We start from the raw sequence: 23529 nt of genomic DNA, 5'->3' as shown, positions 1-23529 counted from the left end.
AAGAAAAAGTACTCTTTTTACTGAGCAGGAAATACTGGGGCATCTTCGCCCTCTTCTAAACACTGGTTCATTGATGAATAGAATCGTTTAATCTCTTCGACATTCTCACTGTCATTTAACACTCGTCGCCAATCACTTGCATCCATGCACTTTTCTATTTTCTCTTCGATAATTCTGATGCATCGCTCGTTACCAGCGCATCGCTCAGTCAGCGCATTTTCTAGCCCCATTAAAAATCCGAATTTTTCTGCGCTGGCTTCATCGCAACTACTTAGACCTAGTACAACAAATGCCAAAACCAAATATTTCATGTTAAACCCCAATATTTTTACCCGTACTATTATTCTTACTCGTACTATTTTTTTAATTGATTCTACTTTGTATTATTAGTCTTGTTACTTTTTACTTAGTTTCATTTTTTAATGTCTAACCACCGACCATGCGTGAGATCTCCCAACTGCTCGGGAGTCAACTTAAATACCGAATTAGGTGTACCGGCAGCGGCCCAAATCTCGTTGAATTGTTGCAGATCTTGATCAAGCAGAGTAATGATTTCAGTAGTATGAGCGACGGGAGGTACGCCGCCAATCGCGAATCCGGTCTTTTCTCGAACAAAATCTGCATCGGCTTTCCCTAGTTGCATTCCCGTTTGCTCTTTGACTTTCTCTAATGATACTTGATTGCTACCTGACGCAATAATCAATACTGCACTCTTTGATTCATCATCTTTAAAAATTAAGGATTTTGCAATTTGCTCAACACGACAACCAATCGCTTCTGCAGCGTCTTTCGCCGTTCGCGTCGATGCAGGCATTTGCTGAACAATAAACTCTTGGCCACGCTCGGCGAGAAACGACTGTACCTTTGCTGATGACGGCTTAAGTTTTATCATTGCTTCATCCCTTGATTAATCACTTTTAAAACAGCGTTATCTTCTAAGAATTCGTCTTATATAGCAAATTCTACTGCCGTAACAAATTCTATTGTTATTTCAAGTTCTATTGTTATTTCAAGTTCTATTATTATTTCGTATTGCACAGCATGGATTGCTTAAAATTCAACCACCTAAATTCACTTTAAACCACACACTTACCTCAAATTGAGTTTAATGGTATCTTAGCCCCTCTTAAATGACAGTATCAATATTACTGTCAAATGTATTGGATTGTTATTTATTAAAAAAGGATACGATTGTGTTGTCATCATTTATTAATGATATGGTCGAAGGCATGTGCTTGAGCGAAACCGAGAGCCAAAGCGAGAAGCTCATTCCTATTTTACAAGAGAATGGCTTCTTGCCAGATACACTCGACGAATCGCTTGAAGTTGAAGAGCTACCGGAGCAAATTGCATTACACGCCCCGAAGAAGATATTAACGTTTGATTGTGAATGTATTGAAAATCCAGAGGATTATGCGGGATTATTTATTCACTTCGTTACTCATGCCGACCTCAATGATAAAGTGTCTGAAATTCGCTCAAGCTACAATTATGACAATGAGCAAGCTAGCTTATCCTGCATAATTGACGGAAAAAAGCATTCAAAGACTTGGAAGCAAAGCAGTGATTGGGTGGCAGAAGAGTATTTTGAGTTTGTTAATCAACTATTTGGTAAGTACTTCAAAATAAACTTTGTTTCTTTGCCCGCTGTTGATCAATGCCTTGAGTTGATCATTCTTGACACAGAGAACAGTAAGATAGCTCAAGTGTTTTTCGACAGAGTCGGTGGAAAGATTGATCCAGATGAAGAATCCGGATATCGCATACTCCTGACTATTATCTTTTCCATCATTGGATTAATTATCACTACGCTTGTTGGTTGGTATTTCTTCGGATTTTGGATCAGTTTTGGCATCAGTATCGGCTTTTGGGTAATCTTTGCACTGGTTAAAGCAATCAGAATTGTGAATGCTCAAGAAGCCCAAGAAGAATTCGAGAAAGAACTGCAAGAAAACCCAGAAATGATTGGGAAGCTCGCCGTTGAGTTTATGGAAGAGCTAAAGAAACAAAAGTGAGTCATTAAAACCTATAAAAGGCCGCTTTGATAAGCGGCCTTTTTAGTATTTGGTGGATTTTATGTAGTAGCTCAAACTCGACCTGGCAATTTAGGGTTAAGAGTTTGACATAATCGTACAACTTAATTCTGCAAACGCCAAAAGCCGACACCAAAATATGTCGTCTCAAGCGCAGTCGAGAGATCTCCGTTAGAGTAGTAATGACTAGCAGAAGCGGATTGTTAAAAAAGAGTATGTTTTGTTCCCTTTTGGGACTCTTTTTATCGAGTTTAAAGAGACTGTTCTTGTAGGCTCAGTGGAAAGTTTAATGTCGGTTAACGCCGCTATTACCGGCGAATTGTAGTTGATTGGATTTTTATGCTACTCAGCATAAAAACCAAGTTACGGAAATGGAGTGCGGTAGATAGCTTTGTTATAACTTTTTCCATAGATTGAAATCACTACCAACTGCTGAAACTAAAAAGTTACCGCACCACGAAAACCCGTACGCCCTTAAGTGTTCTGAATCGATTTTTTTACAATAGGAAGCATGACCATCAATTAGGGCGGACTTATATTCTGAGCAAAAATATAAGTCATACTCTGGCCAATTGGGTGCATGCACCTCTATGCTCTCACCTGTTGCTCCTGAGTGAGGAAGTCCTCCCCCGTGAATTCCACAGGTTTGAATAAGCTCCGATTCTACGGGGCCAATACCTTTACAAGTAAGGTCGCGTTCGTTAAACCAGTCGCCGTACTCTTCATAATCGCGGGATACCCTCTCGCCAGTTTCACAATTAAAAAGCCCTCTACCTTGGCTTGAAATTACTATTAAGTATGGGCCCTGCCGGGAAAACCCTAAATCAGTTAAGCCTCCGACAGATGGGGAAGCCACTTTCTCCCACCCGGAAGGACTTTCTGCTTCCTCTATTTTACTTAATAGATTTTTCAACCTCTCTAAATTAGGATCTTTTTTCTTGAACAATTCTTTGATCTCGATTTAGTTATAACGCCGTGCTCTGCGGAAATTTAGGAGCGCCAGCGAGTAAATTTTCCGTAGCAGCACTTTGTTATGCACCATTGTGACGCCAATTTAGATACTTACATAGCCCTTCAAGATCTGGAAACAAAGTGTGGCTATTTACACCATGCCTATCCAAAGCTTTAAGCATTGTTTTTCTGGAACTTTCTGGAACATGAATTTCAAAAACGGAACGCTTCATTTTCTTATTTTTCTCAAGCGCAACAAATTTTTTGGTTTTCGAAGAGTACTTGTGTGATGTGAACCACCCGTGCTGCGCAACAATACGAGGGTTGTTCAGTGTTGGTCTAAATACCCTGGTGGCACCAGTATCGAAAGGCCCTTTCTCTGCATTGTGCAAAAATTCATCGGCATACAGAACATATACATATACGTCCCCTTCTCTGTAATCTGAGCAAGCGAACCACAAAGCAGCCAAAGGATTACTCGACCAATCCAGCAAACGAGTCTTTAACCCAAAATGCTGAGCTACTACAAGCAAATCCCAATCTGACATCTGCTCATTAGATACCAGAGCGCCGCCCATTCTTCTGAGCTCTTTCAGTGTTTCCTTTTCAGATCTAGTTGTATTCTTTGTCGGAGCTTCTCGGCAGACACTAGGCAGAAGGTTACCTTGAACGGATTGCCCTCTAAACAATATAAGCTCCGAAGTTTCGTCAAGTTCTTCTATCTCACATATGAAGTCAGAAAAACTACAAACTGTTTTCGATTCCATGCGTTTTCCTAAGTGCCTAACGCTGAGTGCAGCGGCAGTTTGTGGAGTGGCGTTTTGTGCTAGCGTAGCAACCAGCACAAAAGAAGCCACGGAACAAACTGTCCGACTGGCACGATTTGTTATGAGTGTTACACAACAACATTGCAGGCCTCACATTTACCCGTACCGTACTTGACATTGGGGTCTAGTTTCTTAGCGCAGTTGGGACAATAGATTAATTCGCCATCGTCTGTGTCGGAGAACCACCAATAGTACGACGGGTAATAGGCAGACAGTCTTTTTGCAACAGACATACCTTCGACATTCACCTGACTATTTTTATTTGTAAGCTTTTCTTTTGCATACTCTTCATATTCCCCGGAATTTAACCACAAGTTGTATAGTGATTGAAATACGCCATACCAACTCGCAATATCATCAACCAATTTTTGATCCAATTTTAAAAATTCCGGATCTATTTCATTTTTGCAATTAAAACAATGAATTGGGTTATCCGTCAATATATCCACAAGTACAATAGATGTGATTTCTTTGCAATCACAATTCTCTATCTCTGTCCAAGGTCTAAGTTTATCGTAGCTGCTCATATGAACTCATAACAGCTTATTCTATTCACTAAATCACAAGTAATGAACTCGTATTCACCGATATAGAACTTAATTAATTAAAAATCAATAGGTTACTGGTATCTGTTTGATTGGCCAATACTATTAATTTCGCTAGGTGAAAATAATAATATATCCACCCGAGAGATTCACGATATTTATCAACTGGTTAACCCCCTATCTAAGCGCAATAATGTTACAAGTAATGGGTGTCCTCGAAAATTTTCATAGTTATAATTCAGTTAAAGTTAAACAATAATATACCGCTATTTATACCCTCAAAACGAAACTCATTATCGGCTATTCCTCAATCATCAAACACTTAAAACCAAATGGCTTAAGCGTCATTGATCACATATTCGATCAGCCTCTCACAGACCTTATCTTCGCTAGGAAGAGCCCCCTTGTTAGATAGCCATCCGTCTATAAAGTCTAATGCAGTATAAACGTCTATAAAATACTCCATGTTTAAATCGACAGCCGAACTCGGAAGGCGCCCTTCCTCCGGCTCGTAATCCAAAATTACGTCTGAGGTGATTGACCAAGGTAATTTAGCATAGATTGTCAGCTCATCATCTAGCCTACTTAACCTTGTAATAACATCTAATAAAGTCATGGAATTCGTCGTATGATCTCAGATATTTATTATAGATAGATTCTATATGTTTAATTTAGCTTCTACCTAACTAGTTACTTGGATCCGTGTAGGGAGTCCAATTCGACTCGATTCTTTCAATCAAAAGAGTATCATTCCAGACTCCACGAATAGGATAATGCATCTGTTCTTCCGTTAATCTTCCAACTTGCTCTTCACTTTCTCCGTCCCATAACCACCAACTGGCCACTTTTCCGGTTGAAGGGTCCACTACTCCAGCACGAAACATTGGAAATTCCGAAAGCTCAACTGAAACAGATTTATTTCCAATCACTTCCACAATCTTATTCTCTACTGCTGCTTTTAATGGAAAAAATGTGGAAAACCTTAGATTATCATCTGGAATACTATTTATCGTTTCCGGACGCTCTCGATATACCTTCTTGAAAACTCTTATAAGCGCACCATATCGAGAGCTCCTATGTGTGTATTGCGCATAGCTATTACCTAAAGTTGTTTTAATTTCGATTATGTCGCCAATTTTTACACTCATCATATTAGTCCATTTCTTCTTACACTGAAAATCCAATCAATTATAAGTTTTACGGTTACCTTATAGTCAGCAGTAATACCCTTACATTTACCATATTCTGATCTTCTAAATCCACCTTGTCATCATCGTTATAACTAGCTGCTTGATTCTAAAATAAGAACTTTCTGTTTACTTTGGATAAATAGACCTAATTTTCTGCCACAACTCCCCTAAAAAAACTTTTAAAATAAAACAATCATTTAAATGTATTGAAATTGGATTTAAATCAGCTTTAATTTATCTCTAACAAAATCAGAGAAGCAGTCAAATGTTTTTCTATAACTCACGTCTATTGGATCGACTTCTACAACTGACCAGCCATGCTCAACATCAAAACCAGAGCAAAACCCTTGCATATCGTCGCCAAAGATTAATATATCACTTAAGCTTTCCGCCGTTGTTTCATCATAGATTTCATCAGGCGACAAAACACCGTTATAGATCATGTAAGCTGCATTTCCAATTTCTCCATTGCCCACCTCCTCTAAAAAGGATAAGTAGTCTTCCGGCAAATTTGGATAAATACTTTTCAGCTTTTCGACTTCCGACGACTCAACTTTTTCAAATCTTTCTAATCGTCCTCCTGGCTGTGTATCAGCCAAGAGATCATTATAAATCGCCATCTCTATTCCTTATTAGTTACCGGAAATAATTACACGTGCTATACCAACAGTGCGATGAATGCAGTCTTGATGCTGATCCGGAAATTTAATCGGAGGTATATTCCACTATTGGTTAGGCGTATCGTAGCATCTTTTCATAGTATGATGATCATCGAATCGGCCAGTTGGAAAACCACTAAATGCACTTTACATTCGCTAGGTAAAAGCTCCAAGTTAGCAGGCTATCGGTAAATAAAACTAAGACTATAGGCCTAGAGTTTATTCTATAAGTACATATTTAATTTAATATGCATTTTTCTCTGCGATGTTATCTGCCTCGGCGAGTAGTAGTTTAGCTACTTCTTGATTCCCTTTGGAATTCCACATTGCTATAGCTTTTGCACAATCTTCTTCGCCTCTTAGCAACGCAAACGCAGTTGCATCCAAATCAATCATTGTCTCGCTATTACACCTTGTCTCACTATCTATCCCCGCGGCTAAAAGTAACTCAACGATCTCAACTGAGCGACCAACGATTGCGGCAAAAAGAGGGTTTCGAACAGACTTGCTGACATCTAAACTTGAACCTTTACTCAGCAAATACTTAACGACTTGAGCATGCCCTCCATCCGCGGCACTACAAATTGGCAGGATATTCTCTCTGTTGTCACCTACATTTATATCAAGTCCCAAACCAACGAGAGCTTTAACCGATCCTAACTTCCCTAGTAGAGACGCATAGCCTAACCAAGTTTGTCCTCCAAACGGGGTAAACTCTGTAATTTGCTCTGGACTACTTCTTGTCAACTCTCGTATGAGTTCTTCGTTCTCGTCTTTTATAGCATCGATTATTTGAGCAGGCATACTATACTGAACCATCACCGTTTCCATCCTACTTAACCGCCATTATCTTTCGAAGTGAAGTTTTATTACTGCCTATATGCTAACGAATTATATCTTGAAGTAAATACAAGCTGTTTTTATATAGTCGCACTGGCGAGCCCTCTCTGTAATCTAACCCTATAAGGTTTTTTAGGATACTCACATAGAGTTTCTCATAGATACACTACTTTAACCTCTCTTTCTGGAATCTAGAGCGTCTGGTTCTATTAAATGAACAACTTAGTGTCACTCATCAACCTAAGAATACTGAGAATACAAGCTGTTTTACACTACAAACATTGCTCTCAAACACGACTTTCGAAAGTACATCTCGAATTAAACAAAACAATCTTTAACACCGCCTGAATCAATTACCGTATTTACACTAGATGCTTTTCTCGTTCAGCTAACTGACATAATTTTCTATGAAACGTCCCTTCTAATAAAAATCAACTTCACATTCCGATAATAGAAATGTTTCACCATGAATAAGCTCTATCTTGTCTGCTTTGATTTGAGCTAACTCAAGGTTAAGTTTTTGCGCACCTTGAGTAACTTGCTTTTTCCATCCTGCTAAATCCCCTCTGTACGATAAAGAGTGAAAAACTCTACCATCAGGAAGGGTAAGTGAACAACCGCCAGTGATAGCTCCTCCACTTCTATGCAATGGTGGACTAATAGCGCTTAGCAGCTTGGAAAAGAGCTTGTTAAATGCACCTTTACCATCACATCCAACATACCAAAACTCTCTACCATCAACTTCAATCGTTCCTGGAATCTCCCTTACTGTTGGTAACGACGAGACCCCTAAAATCTCTGCTAAATCTTTTGTCATTTTATTAAACCTATCTTCTTCGAGGCGCTCTATAATTCATAAAAGTCACGCTTGCATGAATTTCGTCATTGTTTAACCCTGATTTTATCTCTCATATAAATAATATGCCTATACAGGACACCATCAATCTTATCGTTTTTATCGCCATCCTTGTTAAAAGGCAACCTATCACTGCTAATTCATTAAATAATTAGATAAAGAGATCCGCTTTGATAATAAAATTCTCTAATCCGAGAGTGATGTGTGTCCCCTGTTACCACTTTCCCTGTTACCACTTCAGTGCAGTTTTTTATACCTTCAACATTCCAAACACCTTGATGCGGCCCCGGTAAACAGGTATGTATCGCCGTGCCTTTGCGCAATCGTTTACCTAAGGCTTTGCGCCCGTAAACTTCACTAATAATACCTTCTTCGTTCATCGTCGGTACGACTATCAAACCGTTAAAATGCTCGTGGCCTGACTCTCGTAACAACCCGACCGACAGCAATAACGCGCGCTGCTCTTTACTAAACTGACTGTCTCGCGTGGGTAATCGATAACCCAAGATTCAATTAGCAAATCCCAATTTAAAGTATTAATCAGTTCGACATTTTTAAGGCCTAAGCCTCAACGGGCCGAACCAGGGATACTTCCTGTTTGATCCAGTCGATGAGTTCATCCGATTTGCGTGCCATAAGCCTGTTTCCCCTAAAACCTGTCAATACTCTTTAAGGGTGTGCAATAATACCGTATAGGGCATTATTGCACACCCTTTCTCAATAAAGGATTAAAATGGCTATTCCTACTCGACAAATCCGCGCATTTTACGACGAAAAAACCATTCGAATATATCAGGCCTACAGTCACGCTATTGCCAATAAAGCATTAGAGAATGGCACTTTCGTTTCACCACCTTTTAAGATGGATCGTATGACATGGATTAAGCCGTCTTTTCTTTGGATGATGTATCGTTCTGGTTGGGGTAAAAAAGACAATGGGCAGAACCGTATTTTAGCTATCGATATTACAAGAGAAGGTTTTGAATGGGCGCTCGAACATAGTTTATTAAGTCATCAAGCCCATGACTATGCCGATAAAGAAGAGTGGTTGAAAATTAAAAAAGCAACACCCGTTCGTATTCAATGGGATCCTGAACGCGATCTCCATTTACAGTCTCTTGAGCATCGCGCCATTCAGATTGGCTTAACTAATGAGGCGGTTCCTCTGTACGTTAACCGTTGGATACAGAACATCACCGATGTTACCGAACTGGCCCATGAGATCCACGGACTCGTTATTCAAGATAAAAAAGAAGCAGCTAAAAAGCTGCTTCCGGTTGAGTTGCCTTTTCCTATCAATAATGAGCTTGCTAAGAAAGTAGGAGTGTCTACATAAGCCTATTTTTGACTAGCCCCTCTTTCATTTAATAGTTTAAGTAAGTCAGAATCCTCTTTAATCCAAAACTTTTCCGATGCTGGGAAAATATCTTCAGGGTATTCATTAGCAAAGTCGATAAACTCTCCGGTCCATCCATCAGGAATATATTTCTCCATTTTTACTCCTTCATAATAAAAAGCACCCAACGTCTTTCGATCAAAATCAACAAATACTAAAGGGAATATTTCGCCGACATCCCACCAGGATCGAGCCACCGGGAACCTTTTCATAAGGATTAAACTGAGGGCTTCTTTATCAACCTTATAAGCTTTCATCTTATCCAAAAACAATTCCACATTGCCATCTGTAATGGTATGAATTCCAAACCTATCAGTATCGTCTAATTCAGGAATACTATAACCAAATGAATTGAACGCATCTCTTAACTTATTTAGATCTAATACCCAATTTTCTCGCTCACAACGATAGTAAGATATATTTCCTCGGTACTTCACCACCGCTACAACTAATTCATCCATTGATTAACCTTTATTGACTTGATTTAAATACTTTACCCGAACCAGGTATCGCTGCCTTTACAGGACACCCATTAAATATGAGAGAAAACCCTTTTCTTACCGTGTAAAAACCATCAAAGTTTGCGATGACTTTGAGATCGATTTGCTAAGCAGTCTTTCCAGAACTTGGTGGGTATGCACCGCCGAAGTTTTTCAGTTACCATATTGAATGAATTGATTATTATTATCAAAACATCATCTCAGTAATACTACCAAATACCACACCTAAAACTACCACTATCTAACTTACCTAAAAAATCCATCTCAACGTCAATCCCGCAACTGCTAAACCTGACGAATAAATTAAAAGCCCCAACCCTAGCTTTGCTTTCTGAAAATCATAATCACTGACAAGTATTCTACTTTTGACTTTTTCTGAGAAAAAGCTGGCAACAGAAATAAAAAGTACCCCAACAAAAAACATAAACATCAATACAATTTGTAACTCTTGATGAATAAACACGATTAGAATGCTAATAAAGTAAAATATAAAGCTCCCTAGAAAAAGCAATTTAAAAAATTTGAATGAAAACTCTCCAAACAGTAAATTTCCTAGATAAGACTTTTGAATTGCACCCAACGCATCATCAACACTTGATTTTTTCTCAGTCAAGATTTACTTCCTCCATTTCATATATCGAAGACTGCACAGCCGTCATTCCTCTCTTGTTCATTCGAACATGAGTCAATGTCGATTTTACTATATTAAATATATGAGGACATCTTTAAGAAAAAATGCTTAGATTAAATATGCCCCGTTGCTTAACGGATTCAAAGTATTGAAGCTTGAGATGCTTTTGAAACCAATTTGATAAGCGGCCTTTTCAGAATTTGGTGGGTCGTGCAGGATTAGATAGTCCGGCATTCCGGCCTGCGACCCGTCGCTTTAACACCAACGTTAATCATTAGCCGTTCCCTAAAAGCAAAAAGGCCGCTTCAATAAGCGGCCTTTTCAGAATTTGGTGGGTCGTGCAGAATTCGATGGTCCGGCATTCCGGCCTGCGACCCGTCGCTTTAACACCAACGTTAATCATTACCGTTTCCTAAAAACAAAAAGGCCGCTTCAATAAGCGGCCTTCTCAGAATTTGGTGGGTCGTGCAAGATTCGATGGTCCGGCATTCCGGCCTGCGACTCGTCGCTTTAACACCAACGTTAATCGTTAGCAGCACCCTAAAAACAAAAAGGCCGCTTTGATAAGCGGCCTTCTCAGAATTTGGTGGGTCGTGCAGGATTCGAACCTGCGACCAATTGATTAAAAGTCAACTGCTCTACCGACTGAGCTAACGACCCAAATTTTGAAGAATCGATGTTGAATTTGCGTAAACTTCGACTCTTTTTAAACACCGTTGCTTGGCTTAACTGTTGGAAAATTAATGAAATTTTCCGGTGCCCCGCTCGGTGAGATGCGTATTATGCTGATTTAAAAAAATTAATCAAGCGTTTTTTCAAAAAAACATCATACTCTGGTAAAGATGTTGAAATTGTGTTCATTTTCGCGTGTTTTCGACGAAAATTTACCCAATCTTCTTTTAGAAAACCTTACCTTATAACTGCCGCAATTGTTCAATAACCGACCGCAGCTCTGCTATAGCATAGTCGATATCTTCCGAAGTGGTAAAGCGCCCGACACTGATCCGAATCGCACTGTGTGCCAGCTCATCGTCTACACCCATGGCTTTTAATACATAGCTAGGCTCAACACTGGCAGAATTGCACGCCGATCCCGAGGAAACCGCGAGGTTGAACAACGACATCAGCAAGGTTTCACCGTCAACGCCAGCGACACTGATATTAAGAATATTTGCAGCACTGTTATCGGGGTCGCCATTACGTTGAATACCTTCTATTTCAGACAGCCCTTGCCAAAGCCGATTGCGAAACTCTTGATACCGGGTCGTCTCTTGCTGCAATTGCTCAGCTGCAAGTTCAAACGCCTTACCCATACCAACGATTTGATGGGTCGGCAACGTACCCGAACGCATACCCCGCTCGTGCCCTCCACCGTGAATCATTGCCGCGACTTGCACATAGGGACTGCGACGCACATACAAGGCACCGATGCCTTTCGGGCCGTAAGCTTTGTGAGCAGAAAAAGACGCCAAATCAACGCCCAATTCGACAACATTAAATGGAATCTTACCGATCGCCTGAGCTGCATCGACATGAAGCAAAGCTCCGTGTTCGCGACATAACGCCGAAATAGCCGCAATGTCTTGTATGACTCCAGTCTCGTTATTGACCGCCATTACCGAGACCAACAGGGTTGATTCTGTAAAGGCTTCTTTTAACTCTGACAAATCTAAACGGCCATTCGGCTGTGGCTTTAAATAGGTAACCTCAACCCCTTCTTGACTCAAGGCCTCGCACGTATCTAACACCGCTTTGTGTTCAGTGGCCACGGTAATTAAGTGCCGCTTGTTCTCAGGAGCGCTTCGCATAACACCTTTAAGCGCTAGATTATCAGACTCAGTTGCACCTGAAGTCCATACGATTTCTCGCGGATCGGCACCCACCGCTGTGGCGATTTGATTGCGCGCAATATCGACCGCCTCTTCGGCCTGCCAGCCAAACCGATGCGAGCGAGAAGCCGGATTACCAAACTGCCCGTCCGGCGTCATAAACTGCATCATTTCTGAGGCGACCACTGGGTCAATTGGTGTGGTGGATGCGTAATCTAAATATAAAGGTGTTTTCATAATGGCTTGATTATAACGAATAATCGCTTACACAATTATTCAGTCTTTGAGTTTTCATTGGATCGAGAAACGTCATCAGATCCGGTGCTTGGGTTTTCTTTTTGTTCAGAGTCCGGTTGTTGAGAATCAGGCTGTTCAACGCCTTGTTGAGGAATTTTATATTCTTCTAAAAAGTCAGCGATTTGAATACCAGGCAGTGGCACTTTAGTCACATCAATATTGGCTGCTTCGAGTGCTTGTCGACACATTTTTAGTTGCTGATCGACTGCCCGTGAATGTTGCAACATACTTGAGATGACTTGCGCCACAGGATCAAACGCAATCGAACTTTCACCGTACGCTTCAAAGCCAATTAATTGCTCAATACGTTTACGGTGCTCTGGATTTTTCCCCTCGCTGTCACGAACAACATGACCGGGAATACCTATGACCGTTGCACGCGGCGGCACGTCTTTAACAACCACGGAGTTTGAACCAACTCGCGCACCTTTACCAACGGTAATGGGCCCGAGAACTTTAGCGCCAGCGCCAATAACAACTTCGTCTTCTAATGTAGGATGACGTTTACCCGGGTTCCATGTTGTCCCGCCCAGCGTCACACCATGATAAAGCGTGCAATCATCGCCAATAATGGCTGTCTCTCCGATCACCACGCCTGTTGCATGGTCAATAAAAAATCGCCGCCCGATGGTTGCGCCCGGGTGAATTTCAACACCGGTTAGCCAACGACCGATCATACCAAGAAAACGAGCAAACCATTTTACGCGATGACGCCATAACCAATTCGTGCATCGGTATATCCAAATAGCCTGCATGCCTGGGTAACAGGTCAATACTTCAAACCAGTTACGCGCAGCTGGATCACGTTCAAATACACTGTTGATGTCTTCTCGGATTCGTCGGAACACGTTCAATCGCCTCAACTGTTTAGAATCAGATTTATTGACTTTCGTATTTGCGAATGGCCGCAAGATATCCTCTTAGCAACCTGACTTCGCTATCGGTTAATTGCGCCTTATTAAAAATACGACGAAAGCGCATTTGAATTTTTTTCGGTTTTAACGGGTTGTAAAACCCACTGTGCTCCATCACTTGTTGCCAATGATCAAACATCTGTTCTATGTCTTCACTGCGAGCCGGTAATTCGCCTTCGTCTTCAATGGGTGGAGCGACCACAATCTCTTGATCTTGGGCCAGTGCGGCTAAACGCAACTCGTAAGTGATTAATTGAATGGCTGATGCAACATTTAACGATGAATATTCTGGGTTAGTCGGAATGCACACATGATAGTGACACATTTGCAATTCTTCATTGGTCAGCCCGGAATTTTCTGTTCCAAATAATATGGCCACTGGTCGCTGGGCCGGATCATTCGCGATTTTTTCAGCCAGTTCACGGGGCTCTAACATGGGCCATGGTAGCGTTCGACTGCGCGCCGACGTGCCGACAATTAATTTGGCCTCGGTGACCGCTTCTTCAATCGTATTGCAGACCTGAGCATTCGCTAAAATATCGTCTGCTCGCGACGCTCGACGCGTTGCTTCTGCGCTTGGAAAGTCTTTCGGGTTAACCAATTTGAGGTGTTGTAACCCCATGGTCTTAAGCGCTCGCGCTGCGGCACCAATGTTACCCGGATGAGTGGTATGCGACAGTACAAAGTGAATATCGTTTAACATGTTGATCCATTGTTGAGGCTATTGCGCCGGCATTTTAGCAGATAAGGCAACGAAATCCGCAATTCAATTAAACTATGAGCCAATAATTCTGAGTTCTACTGAGATTTTCTAACAGCAATACAGCAACTTTTACCTGCAAAACTCCTACGAACCTTCCACAAGTACCTGCCAAACGCCCACAAGACTTGAAATCGCCATATTTGCTCAAACTTCGTGCAATTAAGTTGCATTTGAATGTTCAAATCTTATCGTCCTTCTGCTAGACTTCGCCCCCATTGAAACAGGCATGGGTTTTAGCCGCCCTTCGCCAACCCGCCATTTTGGCAAACGTTCTTATACAAGGTGATCTCAAATGCATCCATTGCAAACCATTGCAGTCCGTGCGGCGCGCGCGGCTGGCGATACGATTATGCGCGCAACAGAAAATATGGACAAAGTCAAAACCGACGTTAAAGGTCGTAACGATTTCGTCACCGACATTGACCACCGCGCAGAACAACGCATTATTGAGACCATCCAAAAGACCCATCCAAACCACGCTTTTTTTGCCGAAGAAAGCGGTCAAACTGGCGAAGAGTCAGAAGTAGAATGGGTTATCGATCCCATCGACGGTACTACCAACTTTGTCCGTGGTATCCCTCATTTCGCAGTATCCATTGCAGCCCAAGTTAAAGGCAAACTAGAAGTTGGCGTTATCTACGATCCGGTTCGTGAAGAGCTGTTTACGGCATCTCGTGGTAATGGCGCGCAATTAAATGGTAAACGCATCCGTGTTGCACAAGCGACTAACTTAGAGCAAACCCTCTTAGCAACTGGATTCCCCTACCGCAATATGGATAAGTTTGAACGCTACCAAGAAATTTTCGCTAAATTATATCCTCAAGTTAGCGATATGCGTCGGGCTGGTTCAGCATCGCTTGATTTGGCCTACGTCGCCGCAGGACGATTTGACGGCTTTTGGGAATATGGCCTTAAATGGTGGGATATCGCCGCTGGGTCATTGATAGTCACAGAAGCAGGCGGAATGCTTAGCGACTTAAGTGGTAACCCAAACTTCAAAAATGCCGAGTCATTGTTAGCGGCCAACCCGAAAATATTTAAAACCATATTAGCCGCGATTCGCTAATTCTTTGGTGCAAGCAATCATAGCAATTTCGTGCCTATTCAAGGCACGAAATTGTCTGGGCCACAAAACAGCTTGTTTTAACGGCCATTCTTAGCACGACGTTCTCAATACGAACTCTCTATACAATCTGTCTACATGAGCTCTCTACACGGCCTCTCTACACAACCTGTCTAATCGGCCTTCAATAAACAATATAGCCGAGTCTTTATTCAACCGAGTTATCTATAACCAACTAATCTAGTAGGTTATTTACCTGACTAATTCAGTCGGGTATAATTGGCCCCTCAGTTGTTGAGAGGTTTAGCTATGAAACTGACCACAAAAGGTCGCTACGCAGTGACCGCCATGTTGGACTTGGCCATTCATGCCCAAGACACACCCGTCACCTTGCAAGAGATCTCTGGTCGCCAGGGCATTTCCTTGTCGTATTTAGAGCAGTTGTTCGCCAAACTTAGGCGCAATGAGCTAGTAAAGAGTATTCGTGGACCGGGTGGTGGCTATCAGTTACAAGATACGGCCGACAGCATTGTTATCTCGCGCGTGATTGACGCAGTCAACGAATCAACGGATGTAACGGCGTGTGGTGGTAAAGGCAATTGTCATGATGGCAAACAATGCATCACACACGACTTATGGTGCGAACTGAGCGAACAGATTCATCAGTTTTTATCCAATATCACTCTGCAAACGGTCATTGATAAACAGCAAGCGAAACAACAACGAGAGAAAGCAGGTGAATCCATCACTATACAGCATAAAGAAGACACATTTATTCTCTCTGAAGTAAGTTAAAGCGCGAGAATTCTGCTATAATTTGCGCCCACTTTTTGGCGGTTGAGTTGCTTATAGCTGAACTGAGTTAGAAATGATCTGAAGTTCAACAACAAACAAGCGCGTAAGTGTTTAAAAATGAATTAAATTACTATGACCCACAGCGAACAGTGGTCATTGGAGCAAAGTTAGATGTCTGAAGTCATTAACGAGCGAATTGGTAAAGAGTACAAAGCCGGTTTTGTTACCGAAGTAGACTCTGAAACCTTGCCACCAGGATTAAACGAAGACGTTATTCGAGCTATCTCGGCCAAAAAAGGCGAGCCGGAGTGGATGCTTGAATGGCGATTAAAAGCATTTGCAATTTGGCAAACCATGCAAGAACCAGAGTGGGCTCACGTCAACTATCCGAAAATTGATTTCGAATCGATTTCTTACTTTTCAGCGCCCAAAAGCATGGCCGATAAACCGAAAAGCCTCGATGAAGTTGATCCCCAATTGCTCGAAACTTACGAGAAGCTCGGAATTCCTCTGCATGAACAAGAAATTTTAGCAGGTGTTGCTGTTGACGCCGTGTTCGACTCGGTCTCTGTTGCAACAACGTTCCGCGCAAAGTTAGAAGAAGCTGGCGTTATTTTTTGCCCGATTTCTGAAGCAGTCCACAAATACCCTGAGCTAGTTAAAAAATATTTGGGAACCGTCGTACCCGTGCAAGACAATTTCTATGCAGCGCTAAACTGTGCTGTATTCTCTGACGGATCATTTGTTTATATTCCCAAAGGCGTTCGCTGCCCAATGGAGTTATCGACTTACTTCCGTATTAATGAAGCAAAAACCGGTCAGTTCGAACGCACCTTAATCGTTGCCGACGAAGGCAGTCATGTGTCTTATCTTGAAGGCTGTACCGCCCCAATGCGCGACGAAAACCAATTACACGCGGCGGTTGTTGAGTTGGTTGCTTTAGATAATGCAGAAATTAAATACTCTACTGTTCAAAACTGGTACCCAGGTGATGAAAACGGTAAAGGCGGCATTTACAACTTCGTAACCAAGCGCGGAATTTGTCACACCAATGCAAAAATAAGTTGGACTCAAGTTGAAACCGGTTCTGCGGTGACTTGGAAATACCCAAGCTGTGTACTTAAAGGTGATAACAGTATTGGTGAGTTTTATTCCGTTGCATTGACCAACAACTTTCAGCAAGCCGACACCGGCACCAAAATGATTCACTTGGGTAAAAATACTCGTTCTACGATTATCTCTAAAGGTATTTCGGCGGGTAAAAGCCAAAGCTCTTATCGCGGCTTGGTGCGTATGAGCCCTATGGCTGAAGGTGCGCGTAATTATACTCAATGCGATTCACTCCTTATCGGCGACCAATGCGGCGCACATACTTTCCCTTATATTGAGAGTAAGCACCCTTCAGCTATTGTTGAGCATGAGGCAACAACGTCAAAAGTCAGTGATGATCAATTATTTTTGTGTCAACAACGTGGCATAGATCCAGAAAAAGCAGTGTCGATGATCGTCAATGGTTTCTGTAAAGAGGTCTTTAAAGAGTTACCAATGGAGTTTGCGGTAGAAGCTGGCAAGTTACTCGAAGTCAGTCTTGAAGGATCGGTTGGTTAATAAAGACCAAGCGACAGCCGTTTAAAACAGATTTATAGTTAATTACGAATTTATAGTTAATAAATCTTTGCGACGTTTAGTCACCATCGATGACAACCTCGCACTAAAGTAGGTGGAGTTAGAGTTTCGTATGTTAAGCATTGAAAACTTAGTTGCAGCAGTTGAAGAAAAAACCATTCTCAAAGGTTTAAACTTAGACGTAAAGCCAGGTGAAGTACATGCCATTATGGGGCCTAATGGTGCGGGAAAAAGCACATTAGGTAATGTTCTTGCCGGTCGAGAGGGTTACGAAGCGACTGACGGCAAAGTAAACTTTGCTGGCAAAGATTTATTCGAACTGGAGCCTGAAGAACGCGCAGCTGAAGGTTTATTCTTAGCGTTTCAATACCCAGTAGAAATTCCTGGCGTGAGTAACCTTGAATTTTTAAAAGCATCGATGGATGCGATCAATAAATATCATGGTCGCCCTGAGCTCGATTCAGTGTCTTTTATGAAGCTCGCACGAGAAGCCTGCAAAGCGGTCGACTTAGATCAAAGCTTTTTAAAGCGCGGCGTGAATGAAGGCTTTTCTGGTGGTGAGAAAAAACGTAATGAAATCATGCAAATGATGTTATTGCAACCTAAGCTCTGCATTCTTGATGAAACCGACTCTGGTTTAGATATCGACGCACTGCAAGTCGTTGCCAAAGGCGTTAACGAGCTGCGCTCTCCCGAACGTTCTTTTGTTGTGGTAACCCACTACCAAAGATTACTCGATTACATAGTGCCAGATTACGTTCACGTTTTAGCTGATGGAAAGATCGTAAAGTCTGGTGGAAAAGAACTCGCTCTCGAGTTGGAAGAAAAAGGTTACAGCTGGCTAGAACAAAACGAGGTTGCCTAATGTCTCAAGCAATCAACTACATTGAAACAACGGCAAAGCTTGCGCAAACCCTTGAGCATGGTTCAGTAACACCTTGGCTGGCAGAGTTTCGGCAGCAACAGGTAGCGGCGGCCGTCGAACAAGACATGCCGTCGAGAAAAGTTGAACATTTTAAATACAACAACTTAACCTTGTTAAGTAAGCAAGCGTACCATCAGATGCCAACAAATCCGGCCAATGCTACGCAATTGCCCTCTTTATGTGACCATTTTGATGCTGACCGCTTGGTCATTATTGATGGTCAATTATCAAAAGAAGCCTCAACCTCGGCTCTCACTTATGTGACCGCTTTTAGTGACACCAACGAGCAACAGCAAGCATTTGTACTTGAGACCTTAAAGCGAAAAAATTATGGCAAGAATGTTTTTTCATTATTAGGTAATGGTTTAACGCAAAATGGTTATCTTGTTGAATTTGATGAGCGCACTGAAAACCCCTTGCACATTATTTATATCAACACCCAGGCTTCTAGCCAGCACGTATTGAACGAGCAATTAATTGTTCGAGTATCTAAGCTAGCGTCAGCCAACATTGTTGAACACTTTGTATCAGATGGTGAAGATAATAGTGTGCGTCACCAATCGTCACACTTTGTGATCGAAGACGGTGCTAACTTAACTCATTACCGTCTACATTTAGAAAACTCATCACAGGTTCATTTCGGTGAAAACAATGTCTGGTTAGCTCGCGATTCGAAAATCAACAGCTTTCACTTGGCTTTAGGCAGTGCAATTAAGCGTGTTGACATTAATGTGCATCATCAAGCTTCAGGGTCACACGCTGATGTAAACGGACTTTACCTAGCATTGAACAACGAACAAGTTGATTTTCATACCAACATTGAACACCAAGTGCCGCATTGCACTTCTCAAGAGGTCTTTCGCGGGCTAATTGGTGGGTCAGCGAAAGCTGTGTTCAATGGTCGAATTCATATTTTTAAAGATGCACAGAAAACATTAGCTGAGCTTAGTAATAAAAATTTACTGCTCTCAAATAAAGCAGAAATTAACACCAAGCCCGAGCTCGAAATTTATGCCGATGATGTGCGGTGCGCGCACGGTGCAACTGTTGCGCAGATGGACAATAAAGCACTCTTTTATTTAATGTCGCGTGGCATTCCCAAAGCTCAAGCAGAGCTAATGTTGAGTTTTGGATTTGTAAATGAGTTGCTCGATAACTTGTCTGATCAACCCATTGCCGAATACTTACGCCCCATTTTAGCTAAGCTATTCGATCAAGCGGCTAACTAGTCGCAGGCTCATAAGACTATGACATTAACCCATTTGGATAACGCAATGACAACTGAATTGGACTTTACTCTTCTTCGTAAAGACTTCCCTATTTTGGACCAGCAGGTTAATGGTCATCCTTTGGTGTATCTTGACAGTGCAGCGACTACGCAAAAGCCACAGGCAGTCATTGACGCTGTCGCAGCCTATTATCAAAATGACAACGCGAATGTTCATCGTGGGGCTCACGCATTAAGCGACCGTGCGACGCAAGATTTTGAAAATGCTAGAACCAAAGTGGCAACCTTTATTAACTCGCCAAAACGCGAGCAGATAATCTGGACTCGTGGCACAACAGAAAGTATTAATTTAGTGGCGCAAAGCTACGTTCGTTCAATGGTAACAACCGGCGATGTTATTTTGGTTTCTGCATTAGAGCATCACTCTAACATTGTGCCTTGGCAAATTGTTTGCGAACAAACAGGCGCCGAACTACGAGTCATTCCGGTAAACGCTGCTGGAGAAATCGAGTTAGACGAGTACTATGCAATGCTCAATGAGTCGGTCAAGTTCGTATCGGTGAATCATGTGTCTAACGCATTAGGAAGCATCAATCCGGTCAAGGAAATTATCGATGCGGCGCATAAAATTGGCGCCAAAGTAATGATTGATGGTGCCCAAGCGGTCCCTCACTTTGCCATCGATGTACAAACGTTGGATTGTGACTTTTATGCATTCTCCGGACACAAGCTGTTTGCTCCGACGGGCATCGGCGTGCTCTACGGAAAAGAGCAACTTCTTGAGCAAATGCAACCCTATCAAGCTGGTGGAGAAATGATCGAGGTCGTTAGTTTTAATGGCACCAGCTACAACAAGCTACCCTATAAGTTTGAAGCCGGGACACCGAATATTGCGGGAGCCATTGGCCTAGGCGCTGCTATCGACTATCTCAATCAACTAGACCGCCCTGCTCTTCTCGCTTATGAAGATCGACTGTTAGCCATGGCGACTGAGAAAGCCAAAGCCATTGGCGGTATCACGCTGGTTGGTACAGCAAAGAATAAAACTGGGGTAATGAGCTTTTTATTGGATGGTGCGCATCCTCATGATGTTGGCACTTTACTCGATCAGCAAGGTATTGCTGTTAGAACGGGCCATCACTGTGCAATGCCCATTATGCAGCAATTTAAGATACCAGGAACCATCAGAGCATCGTTTTCTTTTTATAATAATGAAAGTGATGTTAAGCGACTTTTTACTGCGTTAGAAAAAGCTAAGAGCTTTTTAATTTAATCTACCTTAATTGAATATAATTCAGCAATCGCTAAATGATTGCTGAAGAGATTTGAGGAAAACTATGAGCGTAGAAACATTTTCACCGCATGACATTGAATTGACCATGAGCGACAAAGCGATTCGTCATTTTAAACGGCAACTCGACAGCAAGTCTGAAAGCGCTGTTCGTCTTTCTGTTAAAGAAAGTGGATGCTCAGGCTTTATGTACGTTATGGATTTTGTAAACCAAGGTGAAGACTCAGATAAGCCCTTTACCTTTGATGGTATATCCGTATTTGTTGCGCAAGACGCTTTGCCCATTCTAAACGGCACAGAAATCGATCTCGTCACCGAGGGTGTTAATAGCAGCATTCAATTTAAAAATCCTAACGCCAAAGCCATGTGCGGCTGTGGCGAAAGCTTTACACTTTAAGGTCTATCAATGGAACGTAAAATGGTTGTCACCCAGAGTGACTGTCCCGCTCGCTTAGTTCCGGCTGGAACAAAAATAACGATTCCTAAAAATACCTTTGTGACGATCACACAAGCGCTCGGTGGTAACTACACGGTATCGGTCAATGGCAATATGGCCCGAATTGATGGCACAGACGCGGCAGCGATTGGTTATCAAGCGCAAGAATTTAATTTCGAAGCGCCAGCTGACGGCCAGATTAGTGAAGAGCAAGTTTGGGAAGCTTTAAAGACCATATTTGATCCAGAAATTCCGGTAAACCTTGTCGACCTTGGTTTAATCTATAAAGTGAGTATTGATCAAGCAACTAAAAAGGTCATCATCGATATGACATTAACGGCACCAGGCTGTGGAATGGGTCCGGTACTTGTCAGTGATGTTAAGTATCGAGTCAACAAAGTACCCCACGTGGCTGACGTTGAAGTGGAGTTAGTATTTGATCCTCCTTGGTCGCGAGAAATGATGTCGGAAGAGGCTCAATTAGAAACGGGTTTATTTTTCTAGCCGACGACACTGATAAAATTAAAATACTCCTTTAACTCATGCATCTGAATTAAGATTTTTATTATGACAAATCCTTTTGGCACCACTATTAACGCTGATGACGTTATTGATGACTTAAGTTTTTTTGATAGCTGGGAAGACCGTTATCGCTATATCATTGATTTAGGAAAACAACTTCCACCAATGGACGACGCTTTAAAAACTGACGATCGCTTAATTCCTGGTTGTCAAAGTCAAGTGTGGTTAGAGCCATCACTCACGGCTAATACATTAACGTTTCATGTCGATAGTGATGCTCATATTGTCAGAGGATTATTGGCTATGGTCATGGCGGCCTACAACAATAAATCACCACAAGATATTTTAGATTTCGATATTGAAAACTACTTTGCAAAAATCGATCTGGTAAAACATTTAAGCCCAACTCGAGGCAATGGACTGCAAGCTATGGTCCTGAAGATTCAAGACATCGCTCAAAAAAACGCTGCGTAACAGGCCTCTCCTATTACGCATTGTTGTATGAATTTACTACTTATTGAGTGCTTATTTTAATAAGTACATTATTGATTAGGCGCTTTCTTGATTGGCCATCAATCTACTGCACTAATTGATATTGCTTAGTATAAGTGTAAGTTTGTAAACCAAAGTGTCCATAATTGTAAGTGTAAGTTGCTTTTTCACCAGCTATTCGACTCGAGTGGACACCACCAACATAACAGGTCCCCGTCGCACAAACGACTTGGTCAACGTAACTTTTGATTGAATAGACGCGGCTGGCAAATTTTCTTCCGTATAAATCATCAAGAAATGGGCTGCTAACTGACAGTCCCCAATAGCCGCAAGTGGACGTTGCAAAGTTAAATGGATAGGTACCACAACTCCAAAGACCACGATAGGCTCCAGCGACACCAACAAAAGCATCAACCTTGCTTACTGCTCCTAGTTTAATAATCTGCTGAGCGGCTAAAGTTACTCCCATCGAATGAGCAATAACATCCACTTTACCCGTACAAGAGTTCGCTAAAGCACTTTGCAGTGCTTGTCGAACCGGGGTCTCTTCACTACCACTATGATTGTTACAAGCAGCACAAGATTTACTTCCCCACTCAGGCCGATAAAGTTGGTTTGATGAGTATCCTTGAGAACGAAAGTAGTCGTAGGTATTTTGCCAGTCTGAGGCATTGCCAGTATTTCCGTGAACCAAAACCACAGAGTCTTTACAAACGGCAGAAACAAGCGGACTGATGAGGAATAAACAAATAGCGATCAGAAATAATTGAAAGCGTTGCATACCTTCTCCTTAATTAAAATGATTGTTAGAGATCGGCACAGCTACTGCAAATATGCGTTACCATGAGCTCGCTGTTTCTGCTTCATGTCCAACTGATTGCAAAAACTTCGCGGCTAACAAGCAGCTTCTATGTTTAACG

Annotated in this window: 27 protein-coding genes and 1 tRNA gene; 11 read left to right on the top strand and 17 right to left on the bottom strand. The window is 41.9% G+C overall.

What is annotated here, in order from left to right; all coding sequences use genetic code 11:
- Positions 1–17: 17 nt before the first annotated feature.
- On the bottom strand, positions 18–311 hold the full coding sequence (locus Q9312_RS01550) for an MLKL N-termimal domain-containing protein (RefSeq protein WP_309202763.1): 294 nt from the start codon (positions 309–311) through the stop codon (positions 18–20).
- Between the two features lie 101 nt (positions 312–412).
- Positions 413–892 carry a YbaK/EbsC family protein gene (locus Q9312_RS01545; RefSeq protein ID WP_309202762.1) on the bottom strand — a complete coding sequence of 160 codons (480 nt, stop codon included), beginning with the start codon at positions 890–892 and terminating at the stop codon, positions 413–415.
- A 301-nt stretch (positions 893–1193) separates the two neighbouring features.
- Here Q9312_RS01545 and Q9312_RS01540 point away from each other — a divergent pair, with 301 nt between their 5' ends.
- The gene (locus tag Q9312_RS01540) at positions 1194–2015 is read left to right on the top strand and encodes a hypothetical protein (protein ID WP_309202761.1); all 822 of its coding nucleotides are present in this window, start codon (positions 1194–1196) and stop codon (positions 2013–2015) included.
- A 412-nt stretch (positions 2016–2427) separates the two neighbouring features.
- Here Q9312_RS01540 and Q9312_RS01535 read toward each other — a convergent pair whose 3' ends face one another.
- The 8 genes from Q9312_RS01535 to Q9312_RS01500 all read right to left on the bottom strand — a co-directional run bounded on the left by Q9312_RS01535 (position 2428) and on the right by Q9312_RS01500 (position 8407).
- On the bottom strand, positions 2428–2979 hold the full coding sequence (locus Q9312_RS01535) for a hypothetical protein (protein ID WP_309202760.1): 552 nt from the start codon (positions 2977–2979) through the stop codon (positions 2428–2430).
- Positions 2980–3064: 85 nt separating this feature from the next.
- Entirely contained in the window at positions 3065–3751 is a 687-nt protein-coding gene (locus tag Q9312_RS01530; protein WP_309202759.1) for an FRG domain-containing protein, read from the bottom strand.
- A gap of 128 nt (positions 3752–3879) precedes the next feature.
- On the bottom strand, positions 3880–4338 hold the full coding sequence (locus Q9312_RS01525) for a DUF2310 family Zn-ribbon-containing protein (RefSeq protein ID WP_309202758.1): 459 nt from the start codon (positions 4336–4338) through the stop codon (positions 3880–3882).
- A gap of 704 nt (positions 4339–5042) precedes the next feature.
- Complete coding sequence (locus Q9312_RS01520; RefSeq protein WP_309202757.1) at positions 5043–5507, bottom strand: hypothetical protein; 465 nt, start codon at positions 5505–5507, stop codon at positions 5043–5045.
- 257 nt (positions 5508–5764) lie between these two features.
- Positions 5765–6166, bottom strand: a complete 402-nt coding sequence (locus Q9312_RS01515; RefSeq protein ID WP_309202756.1) for an SMI1/KNR4 family protein — start codon at positions 6164–6166, stop codon at positions 5765–5767.
- Positions 6167–6448: 282 nt separating this feature from the next.
- Entirely contained in the window at positions 6449–7036 is a 588-nt protein-coding gene (locus Q9312_RS01510; RefSeq protein ID WP_309202755.1) for an ankyrin repeat domain-containing protein, read from the bottom strand.
- A 430-nt stretch (positions 7037–7466) separates the two neighbouring features.
- Entirely contained in the window at positions 7467–7862 is a 396-nt protein-coding gene (locus tag Q9312_RS01505) for a hypothetical protein (RefSeq protein WP_309202754.1), read from the bottom strand.
- Positions 7863–8044: 182 nt separating this feature from the next.
- Entirely contained in the window at positions 8045–8407 is a 363-nt protein-coding gene (locus Q9312_RS01500) for a hypothetical protein (RefSeq protein ID WP_309202753.1), read from the bottom strand.
- A gap of 227 nt (positions 8408–8634) precedes the next feature.
- Here Q9312_RS01500 and Q9312_RS01495 point away from each other — a divergent pair, with 227 nt between their 5' ends.
- Complete coding sequence (locus tag Q9312_RS01495; protein WP_309202752.1) at positions 8635–9237, top strand: DUF4291 domain-containing protein; 603 nt, start codon at positions 8635–8637, stop codon at positions 9235–9237.
- 2 nt (positions 9238–9239) lie between these two features.
- Here the strand turns inward: Q9312_RS01495 and Q9312_RS01490 are convergent, their stop codons facing one another.
- The 6 genes from Q9312_RS01490 to Q9312_RS01465 all read right to left on the bottom strand — a co-directional run bounded on the left by Q9312_RS01490 (position 9240) and on the right by Q9312_RS01465 (position 14171).
- Complete coding sequence (locus Q9312_RS01490; protein ID WP_309202751.1) at positions 9240–9758, bottom strand: hypothetical protein; 519 nt, start codon at positions 9756–9758, stop codon at positions 9240–9242.
- A 289-nt stretch (positions 9759–10047) separates the two neighbouring features.
- Positions 10048–10410 (bottom strand): hypothetical protein, encoded by a 363-nt coding sequence (locus tag Q9312_RS01485; RefSeq protein WP_309202750.1) that lies wholly within the window; start codon positions 10408–10410, stop codon positions 10048–10050.
- A gap of 602 nt (positions 10411–11012) precedes the next feature.
- Positions 11013–11088, bottom strand: a tRNA-Lys gene (locus Q9312_RS01480).
- Positions 11089–11342: 254 nt separating this feature from the next.
- Positions 11343–12494 (bottom strand): IscS subfamily cysteine desulfurase, encoded by a 1152-nt coding sequence (locus Q9312_RS01475; RefSeq protein WP_309202749.1) that lies wholly within the window; start codon positions 12492–12494, stop codon positions 11343–11345.
- Between the two features lie 35 nt (positions 12495–12529).
- Positions 12530–13402, bottom strand: coding sequence for a serine O-acetyltransferase (gene cysE / locus Q9312_RS01470; protein WP_309202748.1), 873 nt, complete (start codon positions 13400–13402; stop codon positions 12530–12532).
- Positions 13403–13433: 31 nt separating this feature from the next.
- Positions 13434–14171 (bottom strand): RNA methyltransferase, encoded by a 738-nt coding sequence (locus Q9312_RS01465; RefSeq protein ID WP_309202747.1) that lies wholly within the window; start codon positions 14169–14171, stop codon positions 13434–13436.
- 352 nt (positions 14172–14523) lie between these two features.
- Between Q9312_RS01465 and Q9312_RS01460 the strand changes: the two genes are divergently transcribed.
- The 9 genes from Q9312_RS01460 to Q9312_RS01420 all read left to right on the top strand — a co-directional run bounded on the left by Q9312_RS01460 (position 14524) and on the right by Q9312_RS01420 (position 22591).
- Positions 14524–15297, top strand: coding sequence for an inositol monophosphatase family protein (locus Q9312_RS01460; RefSeq protein ID WP_309202746.1), 774 nt, complete (start codon positions 14524–14526; stop codon positions 15295–15297).
- A gap of 306 nt (positions 15298–15603) precedes the next feature.
- A complete protein-coding gene (gene iscR / locus Q9312_RS01455) occupies positions 15604–16089 on the top strand; it encodes a Fe-S cluster assembly transcriptional regulator IscR (RefSeq protein ID WP_309202745.1) in 486 nt (161 codons plus the stop codon).
- 171 nt (positions 16090–16260) lie between these two features.
- Positions 16261–17697, top strand: a complete 1437-nt coding sequence (gene sufB, locus Q9312_RS01450) for a Fe-S cluster assembly protein SufB (protein WP_309202744.1) — start codon at positions 16261–16263, stop codon at positions 17695–17697.
- Positions 17698–17827: 130 nt separating this feature from the next.
- Entirely contained in the window at positions 17828–18580 is a 753-nt protein-coding gene (gene sufC, locus Q9312_RS01445; RefSeq protein WP_309202743.1) for a Fe-S cluster assembly ATPase SufC, read from the top strand.
- Entirely contained in the window at positions 18580–19869 is a 1290-nt protein-coding gene (gene sufD / locus Q9312_RS01440; RefSeq protein WP_309202741.1) for a Fe-S cluster assembly protein SufD, read from the top strand. The genes sufC and sufD overlap by 1 nt, the downstream gene beginning before the upstream one ends.
- 45 nt (positions 19870–19914) lie before the next feature.
- A complete protein-coding gene (locus Q9312_RS01435; protein ID WP_309202740.1) occupies positions 19915–21141 on the top strand; it encodes an aminotransferase class V-fold PLP-dependent enzyme in 1227 nt (408 codons plus the stop codon).
- Positions 21142–21205: 64 nt separating this feature from the next.
- Positions 21206–21556 (top strand): HesB/IscA family protein, encoded by a 351-nt coding sequence (locus Q9312_RS01430; RefSeq protein ID WP_309202739.1) that lies wholly within the window; start codon positions 21206–21208, stop codon positions 21554–21556.
- 9 nt (positions 21557–21565) lie between these two features.
- Positions 21566–22099, top strand: a complete 534-nt coding sequence (sufT, locus tag Q9312_RS01425; protein ID WP_309202738.1) for a putative Fe-S cluster assembly protein SufT — start codon at positions 21566–21568, stop codon at positions 22097–22099.
- Between the two features lie 63 nt (positions 22100–22162).
- Positions 22163–22591, top strand: a complete 429-nt coding sequence (locus Q9312_RS01420; RefSeq protein WP_309202737.1) for a SufE family protein — start codon at positions 22163–22165, stop codon at positions 22589–22591.
- A 103-nt stretch (positions 22592–22694) separates the two neighbouring features.
- On the opposite strand, the gene Q9312_RS01415 is transcribed toward Q9312_RS01420, so the two are convergent.
- Positions 22695–23390: an alpha/beta fold hydrolase gene (locus Q9312_RS01415; RefSeq protein ID WP_309202736.1), complete on the bottom strand. Its 696-nt coding sequence runs from the start codon at positions 23388–23390 to the stop codon at positions 22695–22697.
- Positions 23391–23529: the final 139 nt, after the last annotated feature.

The organism is Pleionea litopenaei, from assembly GCF_031198435.1.
Lineage (GTDB): Bacteria > Pseudomonadota > Gammaproteobacteria > Enterobacterales > Kangiellaceae > Pleionea > Pleionea litopenaei.
This window is presented reverse-complemented; position numbering and strand designations above follow the sequence as displayed.